Raw genomic sequence first — 17729 nt, 5'->3', positions numbered from 1 at the left:
TCACTTCTCCGCGGGATCGACGCGAACGACGATGAACTGCTGTTCACCGAGCCCCTGCTCGATGTGGCGCTCCCGCCCCTGCAGGCTGAGGTTCACCTTGTTGTCGGAGTGCTGGGTGTAGTGGATGACTCCGTCAGGTGTCACCGAAGTGACCACAGCCGTGTGGTGGATGTCCCCAGTCTTCGGGTCGCTGCTCTCGCCCTCCTGCTTCAGGAAGATCAGATCGCCGGGCCGGGCCTCCTGCAGCGGTACCTCGTGACTGCGCGTCTCGGTGACGAGGTAGTCGTGCAGTTGGTTGGCGCCCGCCCAGCTGTGCGTCGGCCTGCCGAGCTTCCAGATCGAGTCGTCGGTCCAGTCGCTGTTCTCCTCCATGCCGGCGTGCGCCATCGCCACGGATGCGAACTGCGTGCAGTTGTTGTCGTACTTGTCGATGCTGGTGTCGTTCCAGTGCTCGAGGCTGAACCGGACCATCTCGACGCGGTTGAGGGGGCCAGGACCGCGCAACCGCTCCTTGACGTCCTCGGGCACGCCGTTGAGGTCGGCGAGCTCGACTGGCACCGCCAGTTCGAGCTCACGGCGTTGCCCATCGCTGAGCGAGTTCCACCAGGCGGCGACGGTCTCGGCGTCCTGGCCGTGCGGCAACGAGAAGTGCAGCATCGTGATCTCCGCCTGCGACGCCACGGCCTGGTACTCGTCCAGCGCCTTCTTGGTGTCTGTGATCGACGTGCCGGCCGCGAGCAGGCTCAGCTGCTCGGCGGCGAGATCGTCGGCCTGGGTCGCGGCCTCGACCGCATCACGGATCATGCGTTCCACCCGAGGCTTGTTCTCCATCGCCTCGGTGTACCCGTTGTCGCCCTGGGAGTCCGGATGGTCGTACGGCCCGACGGAGCCGTCGTCCCTCACCTGCAGGTTGTGCCGCCGGGCCATCTCGAACGCAGCCGCCAGCTCCCGCTGGGCGATCTCGATCGCCTCGGCGAGACCTTCCAGGATCATGGCGGTGCTGCGCATGAGATCGGAAGCGCAGTCGTACTCGGTGGCCAGGTCGCCCAGCACCTTGCCGGCCGCCTCGCCGACTTCGTCCTTCCAGTGCTCGTCAAGCTTGTTCTTGCCCTGACCGCGGATGTCCTTGCCCGCGTAAACCGCCTGATCGGCGAAGTTGCGCCACCCCTTCGCCGCGGTCTCCCAAGGCCCCCACTTGGCATCGCGCAGTTGGATCATGCTGACCATGCCACCCCCGTTCACTCTCCGTGGTCAGGCATGAACATAGAGCAATGCCGTGTCCGTGTCCCACGATTGCCAACTTGACCTGGGTCATCGCCGCGCGGACCGTCGTGTCACCCGAACGTGCTACAGCGACCAGCTACGGTGGGCCACGTGACGAAGTCTCCCGGGGTGCCCGCGGACCTGTTCCGCTTCACCACGACCGCCGACGCCGAGCTGCACACCGCGGTGCTGCGCGTGTTCGGCCTGGCGAACGCGCGCCTGGAGACCTCGCTGAGCCTCGATGACGTGCAGCAACGGCTCCGGGACGCAGGCTGGGCCGAACAGGTGACGGACGAGGAGCTGACGGGCTCGCTGACCAAGCTCCGCAAGTGGGGGTTGCTCGACAGCGCGCAGCAGCGGTACGGGCTGACGAAACTGGGCGAGGCGGCGTTCGCCGGCGTGCAGCACGCGCTGGAGACGCTGGCCGGGAGCGGGGCGTTGCAGACCGCCGTGCTCGACGCGATCGCGGACCGTCTTGATGAGCTGCAGACCACCGACGACCGGCGCACGTTCACGGCGTTGATGGAGCTCGAAGGCCATGTGCAGACGTTGACCACCAACACCACGCGGTTCAACGCGGACTTGCAGCGGCTTCTGCGCGAAGAGCACGACCTCGCCACGTTCCAGGACGTCAAGCGCACGACGATCACGTACCTGCGTGACTTCATCAGCGACCTGGACGCGCGCAAGCAGCGCATCCGGGACGCCATCGGCAAGATGGACGCCAACCTGCACGAACGCGCGCGCAACGGGGCTGACCTGCTGAAGGACGAGCATTGGCTTGAGGAGCGCGCGAAGAACTGGGACCGCCTCAAGGCGTGGTTCCACGACACGCCGTCGAAGGCCGACGAGCTGCAGGACGTGGCGCGGAAGGCGATCGTCCAGCTGCTCCGGGTGCTCGACCGGATCAGCGAGCAGCGCAGGCGCCCGACCAACACCGCGGCCGACTTCAGGGCGCTGGCCAGGTGGTTCGCGCGGACGGGCACCGAGGACGAGGCGCACGAGCTGTTCAACGCCGCGTTCGGGCTGTGGTCCGCGCGGCACGCCCACCTCGCACACGCCGACGGCGAGCTGATCCCGAGCGCCGAGCCGTGGCACAACACGCCGCCGGTGCCCCTTTCGCCTCACCTGCGCGCCACCGGCAAGCAGGAGCACATCGGCAGCACGGGCAAGGTCCGCGACGTCGACGAGGTCCGGCGCAACCGCCGCCGGCAGGCGCAGCGGGAGCGCGAGGAGCTCGAACACGCGTGGCGGCAGATCCAGACCGACGGGCCCGTGCGGATCTCCACCCTCAAGGAGCTCGACCACGACACGTTCCACCGGCTGATCGACCTGGTCGGCCGGGCGCTCGGCAGCGACCCGGACAGCACCGGCACGCGCACGGCCGGCACGACCGACGGGCGGATGCTGATCAACCTGCGCAACGCCCGCGGCTGGGCCACCATCACCACCCGGAAGGGCACCTTCAACGGACCCGACTACGTGATCGACGTGCAGAGTCGATGAGCCGGATCGGGAACCAGCTCGCCCGGCTGGAGAGCGAGGAGGTGGCGCGTGGCGTCCGGTTGCTGCTCGCCCGGCCGCTGCTCGCCGCCGTGCACGACCCCGACGGGTTCGACCTCGTCCGGCGGCGGCGCGAACCGATCGTGAAGTGGTTCGACTACTACTGCGGCTGGAAGGTGCACGTCGAACCGCGTGCCGGGTACGCGCGACTGGTCAAGACGACTCAGCGGCCCGACCGCACGCGGCCCGCGCCCGGTTTCGACCGGCGGCGGTACGTGCTGTTGTGCCTCACGTGCGCGGAGTTGCTGAGCACGCCGACGATCACCGTGGACGCGCTGGCGGAACGGGTGCAGCGGGCGGCCGCGCTGGAGGACCTGCCGCCGTTCGACCCGAACCGGCGCGCCGACCGGTTCGCGCTCGCGGACGTGCTGGTCTTCCTCGACCAGCACGGCGCCGTCGAAGGCGTCGAGACGCACCTCCGCGCCGATCCCGTGATCATCACCCGGCTGCTGGCGGCGCCGGTGTCGGCGTCCACTGTGGACCGCGTCGAGGACCTCACGCACGAGGCTCGGTACGAGAGCGCGCACCGCAGTCTGTGGCAACGGCACTCCGTCATGCGCAGGCTCATCGACGACCCCGTGGTGTACCGCGACGACCTGACCGCGAGTCAGCTCGCCTTCCTGGCGTCCCCGTCCGGGCGCAAGATCGTCCAGACGGGCGTCGGGCTCGCCGGGTGCACGCTGGAGGAACGCGCCGAGGGTTTTCTCGTGGTCGATCCCGACGCGATCGCCACGGACACGAGGTTTCCGGACGACGACAGCCACGCGAAGATCGCCGCGTTGTTGTTGCTCGACCGGTTGGCACGAGGTCCGGCAACGACGGAAGACCTCGTCGAGGAGACACGCGAGCTGCTCACGAAGTTCCGCAACTGGGCCAAGGCCTACCAGTCGGACGGTGGCGCGGGACGGCTCGCGGCGGACGGGCTCGCGCTGCTGGAGGCGTTCGGGCTCGCGCGCACCGAGAACGGCACCGTTCGCAGGCTGCCCGCCGCAGCCAGGTACGAGGAGCTGCATGACTGACCGGTGGCAACCCAGCCGCGCCGGGATCATCAACATCTGGCGCTACTACGACGAGATCTTCACGTTCCACCAGGGCAGGCTGCTGCTCAGGGGTCCCAACGGCACGGGCAAGTCGAAAGCGCTCGAACTGCTGCTGCCGTACCTCTTCGACGCGAACCTGCGCCCGCACCGCCTGTCGACGTTCGGCAGCGCGGACCGCACCATGCACTGGAACCTCATGGGCGAGGGCAACCAGGGCAGCACCCGCGTCGGTTACGTGTGGCTGGAGTTCCAGCACGGCGACGAGTGGTTCACGTGCGGTGCGCGCCTTCAGGCCACCACGAACACGTCGAACGTCGGCGCCACGTACTTCACCACCAGCCAGCGCGTCGGGGATCTCGCGCTCGTCAGCGAGTCCGGACGTCCGTTGACCACCACGGATCTCATCGCGGCGATAGGTGAGTACGGCGTCGTGCACGCCTCACCGGCTGACTACCGCCACACGGTGCGCACGACGCTCTTCCCCGGCGTGACCGAGCAGCGGTACGACTCGTTGATCACCGCACTGCTGCAGCTGCGCACGCCGAAGCTGTCCGAACGGCTCGATCCGAGCGTGCTGTCCTCGTTGCTGTCCAAGGCACTTCCGCCGCTGGACCAGTCGGACCTCACCGAGATCGCCGAGGGTTTCGAACGCCTCGACCGGCAACGCGAGGAGTTGCGGCGGCTCGACGAGGAGATCGTCACGGCCGAACGGCTCGCGGACATCCAACGGACCTATGCGCAACGTGTGCTCGGCGCGTCCGCATGGGCGTTGTCGTCGTCTTCTGAGCACCTCGAAGACATGACGCGTGCGGCGCGGATGAGCGAACGGCGTTTCCAGCGCCAGGTCACGCTGGCCGACGAGGCCTTCGAGCAGCTGGCCGCGCTGGGCCGGGAGGCGAGCGCGGTCGACGCCGAGATCGCCGGGATCTCGGACCTGCCCGCGTACCAGGAGGGCAAGCAGCTCGACCTGTTGCGGCAACACCACTCCGCCGCGGTGCAACGGGCGTCCGAAGCTGCCGCGCACGCCGCGAAACTGCGCGCACGAGCCGTTGCGGACGACGAGCAGGCCGCGCAGGCCAAGGCCGATGCCGCCGCACGCGCCGATGCGGTGCGGCATTCTGCTTCGGAGGCCAAGGAAGCGGCAGAGCGCGCGGGCATGCCGTCGGTGTTCGAGGAGATCGACGCGGACACCGACGCGCGGGCGGGCCGTCAGCTGCTCAGCGCCGCCGTGGACACCCAGTCCGCCGAGATCAACGCGGTCATGCGTGCCGTCGCCGCGCACGAACGGGCGGTCGACGCACGGGACGCCGCACGCCAACGGCTCGACGAGACGCGCGAAGAACTCGATCTCGCCGTGGAGGCGGAGACCGCGGCGCAGCAGGCTTTCGAGCAAGCGTTTGCGCGGTTCGGCGCCGAGTTCGAGACGTGGGCGCACGGCTGCACCGAGCTGCGCGTGTCCGAACACTCCGAGGTGGTGGAGGCCGCCGCGCTCGCCCGCGAGGAGTTCAGTGCCATCGAGGCACGCCTCCACGAGACGCGCACGGCGTTGAACGGCCAGCTCGCGCAGTACAACGCCATCCGCGAGAAGCTCGCCAACCAGGTCGATGTGCCGCCGCCCGCGCCGTACACGCGTGACACGGAGTACCGCTCATCTGCCGTGGGCGCACCTTTGTGGCGGCTCGTTGACTTCCGTCCTGGCACGCCACCCGACGTGTGCGCGGCCGTCGAGGCCGCCCTCGAAGCGTCGGGGCTGCTGGACGCGTGGCTCACGCCCGGCAACTCGTTCGGGCTCTCCGATCGGGACCGCTTCGCCGAGCCGCTGCTGGCCGGCCCGGCGCCCGGCCGGACCCTGCTCGAAGTGCTCGCCACCGACGACGAACGCGCCTATCGGTTGTTGGAAGGCATCGCGTTCGGTGAGACGGCAACGGGCCACACGGCGGCCATCGGCGCTGACGGCACGTGGCGCCTGGCCAACTCGCACGGCCGCTGGACCAAACCGGCCCCCGCCTACATCGGCACCAGCTCCCGCCAACGCGCACGGGCCGGCCGGATCGCCGAGCTCACCGGCCTGATCGAGCAGCTCGCCACCGACCTGGCCGGGGTGGACGCCGCGCTGTCCCAGATCGCCGTCCGCCGTGCGACGCTGACCGGTGAGCTGGCGAGGCAGCCCTCGACCGACCCGGTGGAGATCGCCGAGGAGCAGCGGACCAAGGCACAGTTGCGTTGTGCGGCACGGAAAGACGCCGTCGCCGCCGCCGCGCGCCGGGTGTCCGAAGCGGACGCCGCCGTGGCCGAGGCACAGCGTCTCGTCAACAACGACGTGACGGTGGACTTGGACGCTGTGGCCGCGTTCCGCACCGCGGGCCACCTTTGGCTCGACGACCGTCACGACGCGTTGGCCGCCGAAGCACTTGCCGCCGAAGCGCTGAACCGGTCGTCGGTGAGCAACGCACTGGCCGACGAGGCGGAGGAAGCCGCGTCCGCCCGTCAGCAGGAGGCCGCCGACCTCGCCATCACCCTGGAAACCGTCGAGCGCTCGGCGGGCTCCGAGTTCCACGCCCTCGACCAGCAGCTCATCTCGTTGCGCACCAAGGCTCTCGAACTGGCCGAGCAACGCGAAATGTTGCAGGACAAGCAAACCTCGCTGGCGCGCACCCTCGGCACGTTGGAGGAGAAGCGCAAGACCGACACCGCACGTGCCGCGGAGGCCACGGCGCTGCGGGACGCCGCCGAGGCCCGGCACCGCCACCTGACCAGCGGTCATCTGCCCACCGACGCCGGTGAGGTGCCCGACGGTCCCGTCGACCCGGCGCTGATCCGCGACGCCGAGTCCCGCCTGAGCCGTGCCGTGCATCAGGCCCAGCAACAACTGGCGGGCCGGATCGACCTGTCGCTGGACCTCGACGACGACGTCACGATCCTCAGCGCAACGGTGGACGGCGCGCGCATGGGTGCGCACGCGTTGCTTCAAGCCCTTCGGGCCGAACACGAACGCATGCGCACACACATCACCGACGGCGAACGGGACCTGTTCGACCAGACGCTCACCGGTGACACCAGAAGGCACATCGCCCAACGCATCCAGGGTGCGTCCGAGCTCGTCGAGACGATGAACCAGCACCTGGCGCGAGTCCAGACCGCGTCCAACATCCGCGTGCAGCTCGACTGGCAGGTGGACCCGCAGCTACCGCTGGGCACCCGAGAAGCCCGCGACCTCCTGCTGCGCTCGGACCTCGATGCCGCGGAACGCGCTGTGCTGCACCAGTTCTTCCGCGAGCGCGTGGAAGAGGCACGCGCACACGACACCGCAACGGGCTGGGAACAACAACTCGCTCAGGTGCTGGACTACACGACGTGGCACCAGTTCGTCGTGAAGGTGGACCGCGGCGAGGGCTGGGTGCCTGTCACCAAACGCGTCCACGGCGCGTTGTCCGGCGGTGAGAAGGCCATCGTGCTGCACCTGCCGTTGTTCGCCGCGGCCGCCGCCCACTACCACGCCACCCCCACCGCACCCCGCCTGATCCTGCTGGACGAGGTCTTCGTGGGCGTCGACGCGACCAACCGCGGCCAGCTGCTGGAGCTGCTCGTCGCGTTCGACCTGGACCTGGTGCTCACCTCGGACCACGAGTGGTGCGACTACCAGGAGCTGACCGGTATCGCGATCCACCAGCTCACCACCGGGACCGACGGAGACGACGCCGTCACGACCGTGCGCTTCACGTGGGACGGTCACAGCCTCAAGGGCGATGACTGAACAAGGCCAGGAGGTCGCGCTGCTCGTCGTCGAGAGGGAACGCCGGGTTGTGCCGCGGATAGATCTCCGCGGCCTCCCACAGCTGTGCGCGCACACTCGACGCTATGCCGATCTTCAGGCCACGTGCCCGTAGATCCGCGACCACGGCCGCGGAGTCGAAGAGGTGCACGGCGTCGACGACCATCGGCCGCACGTCGGCGGCGACCCTCGGGCCGGTCAGCACGAGGTAGCGGTCCGGCCCGTCCTCGCGCAGGTCCAGCAGGTTGTCCCGGCTCAGGTACCACCTGATGTTCACGGTCGTGCCGTCCGCGAACCGCCCGTCGACGCCCTTGGCCGCGTGCTGGTCCAGCTCGATCCCGAAGATCTGGGCCGCGATCCAGTCACCGAGGTGTCCCGGCAGCGCGGGACGCCGGATGCAGGCGGACAGCGCGGCATCGACGCGGTTGCGCTCCCGGATCAGCTCGGCCACCCGCGGCACGTCGCTCATCGCCGTCCCCCGGTGAGCTCCGGCAGCGCCACGTCCACGCCGAGCAGCGACGCGACCAACCGGAGGTCGTCCTCGTCGGCGACCTCCGCCAGCGCCGCGAAGTAGCCGCGGTGCAGCTCCATCACGTCCGGCATGCCCAGCCCGAGACCGCGCGCCACGTCGAGCAGCTCGTCGAACGGGAACCGCCCGTCGAGCACCGCCCGGTCCAGCACGTCGAGGTACGCGTCCTCCCGCATCGTCCCCGCCCGCGGCAGCAACGGCACGAGCTTCGCCAGGAAGTGCTGCTCCCGTGCATGAGCATGACGGCGTTGCGCGGCATAGGTGTTCACCTGCCGTGGCACGTCGAACTGCACCGGCGCGACCTCACCGATCCGGTCCAGGCACCGCACCAGCAGGCGCGCGGACGCCCGTGCGTTGCGCAACGCGGAATGCACGCCGCCGAGCGAACGCGACGACGCGCCGAGGAACCGGCCCGCCAGCTCCATCGTGCACAGTCCCGAGGCGGAGAACCCGTACCCCAGCCGGCCGAACTCGGCGGTGAGGAACCGCAGGTCGAACGACAGGTTGTGCGCCACCAGCACCCGGCCGGACAGCCGCGCCGCGAGCTCGCCCGCGATGCCGGCGAACTCCGGCGCGCGGCGGATGTCTGCGGTGCTGATGCCGTGCACGTGCTGTGCGCCGAGGTCTCGCCGAGGGTCGACCAACGTGCACCACTCGTCGGTGCGGCGGCCGGACGCGTCCACGTGCACGACGGCGACCTCGATCACCCGGTGGTGGTGACCGGGTGAGAGCCCGGTGGTTTCGACGTCGACGACCGCGTACCCGTTGCTCATGCCGGGGCTGTCGTTCGGACCCGTGCCTTCCGTTATCCGCTGTCATCCATTAGGGCTAACGCGAGCTCGCCGCGGGCCGTGATGCCGAGCTTCGCGTAGGCGTTCGACAGGTGGTTGTCGACGGTGCGCACGGAGATCACCAACGTTGACGCGATCTCCTTGTTCGTCAACCCGCGTGCGGCCAGCACGGCGATCTCCCGCTCACGACGGGTCAGTGCCGGTGCCGACATCAACGCCAACGCGGGCGTGCGCGCGCCCTCGCACATGCTCACCAACCGTCCGAACAACGCCCGGTTGCCAGACGCGGCAGCAGCTTCCGCCGCGAGCAGCATCGTCCCGGCCTCTTCGAACCGTGCGGCGACCTCCATCAGTGCGTCGGAATCATTGCGCACCAACGCATCTGCGTGCGCGGCATACACCGGAACGAGCAACCCCGTCGTCGTCGCGGCAAGCTCACGCAGCCGTTCGAGCGCACGATCGGCATGCCCCAGCCGCACCGCCTCGTGCAGCAACAACGCCTCGGCGGCGAGCTCTCCGTGCGCGCGAACGTCCGCCACTGCCTCGAACGGTGACACACCGCCGGCCCAGATCCGCGCGAGCCACAGCCCGTAGCGCTGCGGCCGTTGCCCCTCCGGCGCCAGCCGCTCCGCCTCGTCGAGCAGCGAACGAGCGTCGTTGCCCAGCAACGCTTCCACGTACGCGCGCACGCACAGCTGCGCGAACGGACGAGCGGGGCGTGCTTCGCGCAGCAGCCGGCCGGCGTGCTCGAGCCGACCTGCCGACGTGGCCAGGCTCGCCCTCGCGACGGCCCAGGTCGTCCGCATGGTGGGCCACTCGGCCCTGTTCCGGTGCGCTTCTGCGGCAAGGCTTTCCGCCTTGCGCAGATCACCGTGCAGCGCGTGGACGAAGACCTCCGCGAGCAAGGTCATCTCCGCGGCCAGCGGTAGGTCCGGACGTGCCCGGATGACCGGGAACGGCGGCACGTACCTGCCCTGCACCACGTCGATCATCGCGCGGACCGCGGCCACCTCCGGCTCGTCACCGACGAGCAGGGCACGCGCCTCGTCGTACTTCCCCGCGTCGTAGAGCAGGACGGCCTGTGCCAGCTCCATGTCGACCATGGCCGCCGCTTCCTCGCTGCGGCCAAGTCCCCAGTCGATGTTCGTCGCACGGATGGCACGCAGTTCCACCGGGTCGTCGTCGGTGGCGACCATCGCGAAGACTTCTTCCGCCTCCTCCGGACGATCGGTGAACACCAGCACTTGCGCCAACAGCAGCGCGGCGTCCACACCACCACCGACCGACCAAGCCGCGCGTGCGAGCCGTTCTGCCAGAACAATGCCACCTGTCGCACACGCCAAATGCGCGGCCTTCAACAGCAGCGCGGGATCGTCTGCCGTATCGCTGTCGAGCCGCAGGACTGCCACACGCAGCGGGTCGTCGAGCACCTCAGCCAAATAGCGCTGATGGTTGCGCTTGCGCAGAGGAGGGCACTGCGCGCGCAACACCTCGCCGTACAACGGATGCGCGAGCCTCAGGCCGTCGTCGGACACCGTGACGAGGCCGTCCAACGCCTCGGACGCGGCCAGGTCCAGGGGTTCGCCCAACGCGAGCAGCTCCAGCACCCGGCGTTCCTCGTCCGGCACGGCGGCGAGGTGCGCCTCGATCAGCTCGACCAGCCGTGGCGACAGGGGCAACGCCCCGTCCAACGACCAGACGCCGTCGTGCGCCACCCACCGCGCCGCGAGGTGCATCTCGCGCAGCAGCAACATGTTCCCGGCGGAAGCCGTCCACAACCGGTCGGCGGCACCGCTGTCCACCACGCCGCCCAGCACGGTTTCCAGCACCTCGGTGACTTCGGCGGGACCGAGTGGTTCGAGTTCGATGCGCGGCAGCAGCTCGTCCTTCCAGAGCGCCACCACGGGTTCCGGCGCACGTTCACCCGAACGCAGCGTCGCCACCACCACGGCCTCACGGTGCTGCACGAGCATGTGCAACAGGCCCGCCGACGCGTCATCGAGCACATGCACGTCATCGACCACGACAACGCGTCCGCGCAACGCAAACCGTGCGGCGTGCAACATGGCCAACGGCGAAGGTTCCACCTCAGGCAGGAAAGGGGCCATCACGCCGAGCGGGATGTCCGACATCGCGGACGTCGCACGCAACCGGACGTCGCACGCCACCTCGTCCAGCAGCCGCGTCTTGCCCACGCCGGCCGGTCCGACGACGATCAGCCCGGCACCGCGCACCGCCCGCCGGACCTCGGCGAGCTCGGCACTCCTGCCCACGAACGGCCACCCCATCCGGTCAGGCTAGGTGATGCCCGGCACGAAGATGGGTGATCGCTCACTCAGGCCCCCGAACAGCGCAAACGCCACGCTGAGGGCATGAGCTTCTTCGCAGACCCCGCCCCGTACTTCCACCAGTGGCGCGAGCAGGGCCCCGCGCTGATCGACACCCCGGACGGCCGGCAGGCGTGGGTGATCAGCCGGTACGACGACGTCGTGCAGGCGCTCGACCACCCCGGACTCAGCAGCGCCATCATCCCCGGCGGAATGCTGAACCACACCGACCCACCGGAGCACACGCAGCAGCGCAAGCCCATCGCGCGCGCTTTCTCCACACGGCGCGTGGAGGCGCTACGGCCGCGCATCGAGCAGATCACCAACGAGCTGCTGGACGCGTGGGAGACCGAAGAAGAAGTCGACGTCATCGAGACGTTCGCGTACCCGCTGCCGATCACGGTCATCTGCGAACTGCTCGGTGTGCCCGAGAACGACAGGGACGAGGTCCGCGCGATCACCGCCGAGCTGCTCTCCCTGGAGACGATGACGCAGGCCTACGGCAGGTTCGCCGACTACGTGCAACGTCTCGTGGACACCAAGGAACCCGGTGACGACGTCATCACCGAACTCCGCGACGAACCGAACCTCGTGAGCAACCTCGTGCTGCTCATCACCGCGGGCCACGAGACCACGGTGCACCTGATCGGCAACGGGTTGCTCGCGCTGCTGCGCGATCCCGCCGTGAAGCAGACGTTGCTCGACGACCCGATCATGGTTCCGGAGGTCGTCGAAGAGCTCCTGCGCTTCGACGGTCCGCTCGCACTCGGTGTCGCGCGCGTCGCGACGTCCGACGTGGAGATCGGAGGCGTCACGATCCCGCGGTCCTCGGCGGTCACCGTCTCGCTGGGGGCGGCGAACCGGGATCCGTCCCGGTATCCGGACCCGACGTGCTGCAGCTGGGCCGACACCCGCACGTCGCGTTCGGGCACGGGATCCACTACTGCCCGGGGGCGCGGCTGGCTCGCGTCGAGGCCGAGATCGCGTTCGGAACGCTCCTCCGGCGTTTCCCGGAACTCGCGCTCGCCGCTGAGCCCGAGTGGCGGGAGTCATTCATCCGAGGCTTGGCGTCATTTCGCGTGCGACCGAAGCCCTGACCGCTGCCCTGGCCGCCGACAGGTCGTCGACGGCGTAAATCTCCGGGCAGGAGGCGATGACGAGGTCCTTTTCTGACGCGACGGTCAGCAGAGAAGCTTTCTCGGTCAACGACTTGGCTTGCCGGACAACTCCCTTGGCATCGACGCGGATCAACGTGACCCACGTCTCTGACCAGGGAAAGTCCGCGACGGCGCTGGATTTCCGCAGGCCTTCCACATCGAACTCGGCAAATCTGGGCATGCCACCAAGATAACGAGTGGAGGTTGCGGAAAGTCAAAGATCACCCTTTCACCGCAATGCCGCCAGCAGATGAGACAGGTTGACACCAACGGCGTCCGCCAACCGGCGCACGACTTCCGGCGCGGGTGCCAGCGGATGGGTGTCGCGGGTGAACGGCAGGCCTTCACCGCCGGAAAACTTGGATTGCGGCGTAACGGGCGCGAGGATCGGGTAGACGCGCCAGCGCGGCACCTTCGAGTCCGCCATCGCGAGCGTGTTCTCGTGCCACAGCATCACGGCGGATTGGCGCGCGTTGCGCGCGAGGACGCAGCCGTAGCCCGTGAGGGTGATCGCGCGCGCGGCCGCCCGCACCGGGTTCCGGAAGTCCCCGTCCACCACCCACACGCCGTTCATGACCTCCGCGGTGAGACCTTCCGCCTCCAGCGCGGCGAGCGTCTCGGCGTGCTGGTCGTCCGCCGCGGCCGTGGCGAGCTCGACGACCTCCTGCACCTCGGAGGCCGTCACGACGCGCGCACCGGCCTCGGTGGAGGCGTGCAGGAGGCGTTCCACGTAGCGGTCCTCCGCGTAGGCCGCCCACTCCTGCGCCTTGTCCCACGCCGACCGTGCGATGACATCGGCCTCGGAACCACCGCGCAGGCGTGCGTCCTGCAACAGCTGGGCGAGCACCACGGCGATGACGGAGCTCAACAGGGCGTCATCGTGTGACTCGTCGTCCTCGGGCACGAGAGCGGTCACCAGGTCGCGCAGATCCGCCCGCCAACTCTCGTCACCCGCCCACACGCCGATGGCGAGCAGGTTCAGGTAGTGGTCCGCGATGGCCATCCGCACCAGCAACGGCTGAGAGGCCGCCTCGCGCGCGTCGCGCCGTGCGTTGACCTTCATCTGCTGCCGTTCCGCGGGATCGACCACGCTCACGCGGATCTTGTCGAGTTCGTCGAGGAAGTCGTCCCACCGGTCCTCCGAAAACCGGGCGAAGACGTCGTCCACCTCATACCTCCAGCTCACAGTCGAGCGACGGACTCGAGTACTCGTCTGGTGCGCGCCACTTCGTGCGCGCGGAACACCGCGGCGCCCGCCACCGCCGCGATCGCCGTCGCGACGAGGGTTCCCTCGACGCGTTCGTGCAGTTCTACGCCGAGGGTCTCCCCGACGAAGTCCTTGTTGGACAACGCCATCAGCACCGGCCACCCGGTCGCCACCAGCTCGTCCGTGTGCCGCACCAGCGCGAGGCTGTGCCATGTGTTCTTGCCGAAGTCGTGTGTGGGGTCGATCAGCACGCTCTTGCGCGGCACACCGAGCGCGACCACCCTCTCGGCGTGCGCGGTGGTCTCCGCGATGACGTCGTCGATGAGATTCGGATAGCTCACCCTATGCGGACGCGTACGGGGTTTGACACCACCCGTGTGCGAACAGACGTAACCGGCGCCGTACTCCGCGGCGACCTCGGCCAGCTGGGGGTCCGCACCCGCCCACGTGTCGTTGAGCAGGTCGGCGCCGGCCTCGCAGGCGAGCCTGCCGACGTCCGCGCGCCACGTGTCGCTGCTGATGACGAGGTCGGGGTAGGCCTCGCGCACACGGGCGATGAACGGCACGACGCGGCGCACCTCCTCGTCGGAGTCGACGAGGTCGCCGGGGCCCGCCTTCACGCCGCCGATGTCGACGATGTCCGCACCCTCGTCGACGACGCGGTGGACGGCCTCCATCGCGACGTCCTCGGCGTAGGTGGCGCCCTTGTCGTAGAACGAGTCCGGGGTGCGGTTGATGATCGCCATCACCAGCGCGCGGTCGCGGACGACCGACCGGCCGCGGAAGTGGAGCTCGATCACACCCCGTGTCTACCAGGTGGCCGAAGACCTTGGCACATGGCGGACGTCTCATACTGCCCGGGTGGAACTGGTAAAGGCGATCGACACGGCGTGGCAGCGCGGCTGGCTGCCGTACGACGTTCGCGAGATCGTGTCGCGTTCACTCGACGAGTCGGCCACTTCTCTCGTGGTGGACGTGATCGCTTTGTCCTGTTCGCCGCATGCCTCGTCGACCGTGCATCCGCGCTGGCAGCGCCAGCTGGACGAGATCGGCGCCTCGGTGTGGTGGGACGGCCCGTTGCTGGAGGCGTGGGCGACGCGCCACATCGAGACGGAGTCTTACGCGTCTCGTACGGCTGCACGGCTGTTGACGTTCCTCCAGCTGTTGCCCGTGTTGCCGCGCATCCTGCCGTTGCCGGGCGACGCGTTGATGTCGGCCGTGCGCGCGGGTGTGGACCCGAAGGTGCTCAACCGGGTGCGCGGGCTGCTCGCGAAGGCCGAGTCGACGTCGTTCGCCGAGGAGGCCGAGGCGTTGTCGGCCAAGGCGCAGGAGCTGATGAACCGGCACGCGCTGGAACGGGCCGTGCTGGACGCGGACCTGCCGGCCCTCGCGACGTCGCGGCGGATGTGGCTGGACAAGAGCTACTTCAAGGAGAAGTCGCAGCTCGTGCACGTGGTGTCCAGGGCGTTCCGGTCCCGTGCCGTGGCCTACGACGGGTTCGGGTTCGTCGCCCTGGTGGGGGACGAGGTGGACCTGGAGAGCGTCGAGCTGCTGTCGACGTCGCTGCTGGTGCAGGCGACGCGGGCGATGGTCGCGGCCGGCGGGCGGGCGACGAAGGGCAGCGAGGCGCGGTCGCGGCCGTTCCGCAAGGCGTTCCTGGTGGCCTACGCGACGCGGATCGGCGAACGGCTGGCCGACCCGCCCGAGGAGCCGGGCGTGCCGGACGAGCGGCTGCTGCCGGTGCTGGCGGATCGGAAGAAGGCCGTGGACACCTTGTTCGACGAGATGTTCACCCGGACGAAGACCTCACGCGTGACGGTGCGGTCGGCGGCCGGGTGGGGTGCGGGCCGGGCGGCCGCGGACGTCGCGGACATCGGGACCGGCCGGAAGACCGTGACTTCGGGATAGGCTGGCCCCGCCGCCCCGCGACCTAGGGTGGTGCACGTCCTTGTTCGGGAAGTCCCTCGCTGTTGCCGCGGTACTCGCGGTGACCTTCTCCTCGACCGCTTCCGCGTCGTTCTCGCTGCTCAGACCTCTGACGCGCGGCAACGGCGACTCCACGACGCCGGTCATCAGCGCTGATGGGCGCTTCGTCGCGTTTCCCTCTCTCGCGTCGAACCTCGTGCACGGAGACCTCAACGGGGTCTCCGACATCTTCGTGAAGGACCTGCGCACGGGCGTGGTGCGGTCGGCGTCGCGTGGTGGTGACGGGCCTTCGTTCGACCCGCCCGCGTTGAGCGCTGACGGACGGTTCGTCGCCTTCGTGTCGTCGGCAACCAATCTGGTCGCAGGTGACACCAACGGCGTCGACGACGTGTTCGTGACCGACATGCGCACTGGACGCGTTGAGCGCGTCAGCGGCGGCAACGGCCCTGCGTTCGGTTCGCCGGTCATCAGTGCCGACGGGCGTTATGTGGCGTTCCGGTCCGAGGCGTCGACGTTGGTGGAGGGCGACACGAACGGTGTGGCGGACGTGTTCCTGAGGGACCGGGTGTCCGGTGCCGTGACGCGGATCAGCACGTCGGCCACGGGTGCGCAGGGAGACAAGCTCGTGCACCACGGTCTGGCGATGAGCGCGGACGGCCGGTTCGTCGTCTTTCCCTCCGCCGCGACGAACCTGGTGCCGGGTGACACGAACGGCAGCGTGGACATGTTCGTCAAGGACGTCGTTTCCGGTGCGGTGGAACGGGTCAACGTGTCCGCTTCAGGCGCACAAAGTTCCTCCTACACGCTGATGCCCGCCATCACACCCGATGGTTCACGCGTGTTGTTCGTGGCGTGGGGAGACACGTTGGTGCCCGGTGACACCGAGGACACGCCGGACATCTTCATGAAGGACAGGCGCTCCGGCGCGATCACACGGGTGAACACACGTCCTGATGGGACGGTGTCGGACGCGCAGCCGTACCAGCCGTCGGTGAGCGCGGACGGCCGCTTCGTCGTGTTCTCGTCGCTGGCGTCGAACCTGGTGCGCGGTGACACCAACAACGTGGACGACGTGTTCCTGAAGGACATGCGCACCGGTTCGGTGACGCGGTTGAGCGAGCGCTTCGGCAGGCAGGGCAACAACTTCTCGCTGGCGCCGACGATCAGCGCGGACGGCCGCTCCGTGGTGTTCTCCTCGAAGGCGACGAACCTGACCCCCACCCCTTCGAGTGAACTCCTCCTTCACAACCGCATCTGAAGGCCTTCCCCGGCGAAAAACCGTCAGACCCCCTCCCTAACGTCGACCCCATGACATCCACCTTCCACAACGAGATCAAGCTCGGCGAGGTCAACTACCGGCTGAGCGCGACGACGGACTCCACGGAGTCCCTGGTGCTGGACCTGCTGGGATCGCTCGACTCGGGCGAGGTGATCGCGGACGGCCGCCTTCGGCTACCGGTCGAGGGCGGCGCCGCGGTCGGCAAGCTCCTGTCCCGAGTCCTGGGCGCCCACACGCGTCTGCGAGCCCGCACGTCCCGCTACGCCAACGCCAACCAACCCTGGTCCGACGAGCTCGACGCCGCCCTCCGCACCGCCTGGCTCACCCCGGCCGACGCCCAGGCCCCCACGTTGATCAGGTCCATCGCCGACGACATGCAACGCTCCCCCACCGCCATCCGAGCCCGCCTGCCCCGAGTCGGCTGCGACCCGGACGTCCCCGGCCGCGAACTGTCCCAGGCCGCCGCCACCCTCCTGGGGTCGATGTCAGGGACGACTCAGGGAAAGACCTGATTCGCCGGACCCTCGGCCCGGCGGACGCTGGAGCAGCAAGCACCAGAGTCTCAGGGGGTAAACAGTGGAAATCGGCGGCTTGTTCACCGCGCTGCTCTTCGGAGCCATCATCGGCGGCCTGGGCCGCCTCGTGGTCCCGGGCAGGCAGCACGTCTCGCTACTGGCCACCATCCTGGTGGGCATAGTCGCGGCCCTCCTGGGCACCGCGGCGGCCACCGTCCTGGGCGTAGCCGACACGCCGGGCATCGACTGGATCGAACTGGCCCTCCAGGTAGGCCTGGCAGCCACAGGCGTGACCATCCTGGCCAACCGCTCCAGGCCCAAACTCCCCCGCTGACCACCGGGCAAGGGCGGCCAACCGCC

General features: G+C 69.1%; 14 protein-coding genes and 1 pseudogene. 9 read left to right on the top strand and 6 right to left on the bottom strand.

What is annotated here, in order from left to right:
- Positions 1–1218: an amidase domain-containing protein gene (locus ACWEIJ_RS42160; protein WP_449842908.1), complete on the bottom strand. Its 1218-nt coding sequence runs from the start codon at positions 1216–1218 to the stop codon at positions 1–3.
- A gap of 156 nt (positions 1219–1374) precedes the next feature.
- On the opposite strand from ACWEIJ_RS42160, the gene ACWEIJ_RS42155 reads away from it, so the two are divergent.
- Genes ACWEIJ_RS42155 through ACWEIJ_RS42145 form a run of 3 tightly spaced genes read left to right on the top strand, consistent with a single transcriptional unit; the run spans position 1375 to position 7620 of the window.
- On the top strand, positions 1375–2769 hold the full coding sequence (locus tag ACWEIJ_RS42155; RefSeq protein WP_449842907.1) for a TIGR02677 family protein: 1395 nt from the start codon (positions 1375–1377) through the stop codon (positions 2767–2769).
- Positions 2766–3845: a TIGR02678 family protein gene (locus ACWEIJ_RS42150; RefSeq protein WP_449842906.1), complete on the top strand. Its 1080-nt coding sequence runs from the start codon at positions 2766–2768 to the stop codon at positions 3843–3845. Before ACWEIJ_RS42155 ends, ACWEIJ_RS42150 begins: the two co-directional genes overlap by 4 nt.
- Positions 3838–7620, top strand: a complete 3783-nt coding sequence (locus tag ACWEIJ_RS42145; protein WP_449842905.1) for an SbcC/MukB-like Walker B domain-containing protein — start codon at positions 3838–3840, stop codon at positions 7618–7620. The genes ACWEIJ_RS42150 and ACWEIJ_RS42145 overlap by 8 nt, the downstream gene beginning before the upstream one ends.
- Here ACWEIJ_RS42145 and ACWEIJ_RS42140 read toward each other — a convergent pair.
- The 3 genes from ACWEIJ_RS42140 to ACWEIJ_RS42130 are packed head-to-tail and all read right to left on the bottom strand — an operon-like array spanning position 7604 to position 11246.
- Positions 7604–8107, bottom strand: coding sequence for a hypothetical protein (locus ACWEIJ_RS42140; protein WP_449842904.1), 504 nt, complete (start codon positions 8105–8107; stop codon positions 7604–7606). The genes ACWEIJ_RS42145 and ACWEIJ_RS42140 overlap by 17 nt on opposite strands.
- Entirely contained in the window at positions 8104–8940 is an 837-nt protein-coding gene (locus ACWEIJ_RS42135) for a 3'-5' exonuclease (protein WP_449842903.1), read from the bottom strand. The genes ACWEIJ_RS42140 and ACWEIJ_RS42135 overlap by 4 nt, the downstream gene beginning before the upstream one ends.
- Positions 8941–8972: 32 nt before the next feature.
- Positions 8973–11246 (bottom strand): helix-turn-helix transcriptional regulator, encoded by a 2274-nt coding sequence (locus tag ACWEIJ_RS42130; protein WP_449842902.1) that lies wholly within the window; start codon positions 11244–11246, stop codon positions 8973–8975.
- 84 nt (positions 11247–11330) lie between these two features.
- Between ACWEIJ_RS42130 and ACWEIJ_RS42125 the strand changes: the two are divergent.
- Positions 11331–12113: pseudogene (locus tag ACWEIJ_RS42125) on the top strand (cytochrome P450); the annotation flags it as partial.
- Positions 12114–12175: 62 nt separating this feature from the next.
- Positions 12176–12382, top strand: coding sequence for a cytochrome P450 (locus ACWEIJ_RS42120; RefSeq protein WP_449842973.1), 207 nt, complete (start codon positions 12176–12178; stop codon positions 12380–12382).
- 289 nt (positions 12383–12671) lie between these two features.
- Here the strand turns inward: ACWEIJ_RS42120 and ACWEIJ_RS42115 are convergent, their stop codons facing one another.
- Both ACWEIJ_RS42115 and folP read right to left on the bottom strand, forming a co-directional pair.
- Positions 12672–13610: a hypothetical protein gene (locus tag ACWEIJ_RS42115; RefSeq protein ID WP_449842901.1), complete on the bottom strand. Its 939-nt coding sequence runs from the start codon at positions 13608–13610 to the stop codon at positions 12672–12674.
- A gap of 14 nt (positions 13611–13624) precedes the next feature.
- Positions 13625–14449: a dihydropteroate synthase gene (gene folP, locus ACWEIJ_RS42110; RefSeq protein WP_449842900.1), complete on the bottom strand. Its 825-nt coding sequence runs from the start codon at positions 14447–14449 to the stop codon at positions 13625–13627.
- Positions 14450–14510: 61 nt separating this feature from the next.
- Between folP and ACWEIJ_RS42105 the strand changes: the two genes are divergently transcribed.
- From ACWEIJ_RS42105 to ACWEIJ_RS42090, 4 genes are all read left to right on the top strand, one after another.
- Positions 14511–15557: a DUF2786 domain-containing protein gene (locus tag ACWEIJ_RS42105; protein WP_449842899.1), complete on the top strand. Its 1047-nt coding sequence runs from the start codon at positions 14511–14513 to the stop codon at positions 15555–15557.
- A gap of 40 nt (positions 15558–15597) precedes the next feature.
- Entirely contained in the window at positions 15598–16833 is a 1236-nt protein-coding gene (locus ACWEIJ_RS42100) for a TolB family protein (RefSeq protein WP_449842898.1), read from the top strand.
- Positions 16834–16883: 50 nt separating this feature from the next.
- Entirely contained in the window at positions 16884–17366 is a 483-nt protein-coding gene (locus tag ACWEIJ_RS42095; RefSeq protein WP_449842897.1) for a hypothetical protein, read from the top strand.
- A 64-nt stretch (positions 17367–17430) separates the two neighbouring features.
- Positions 17431–17703 (top strand): GlsB/YeaQ/YmgE family stress response membrane protein, encoded by a 273-nt coding sequence (locus tag ACWEIJ_RS42090; RefSeq protein ID WP_355441834.1) that lies wholly within the window; start codon positions 17431–17433, stop codon positions 17701–17703.
- Positions 17704–17729 lie beyond the last annotated feature (26 nt).

The organism is Lentzea sp. NPDC004789, assembly GCF_053601075.1.
The sequence above is the reverse complement of the archived record's forward strand: the minus strand, read 5'-3'. Positions and strand labels throughout refer to the sequence as shown.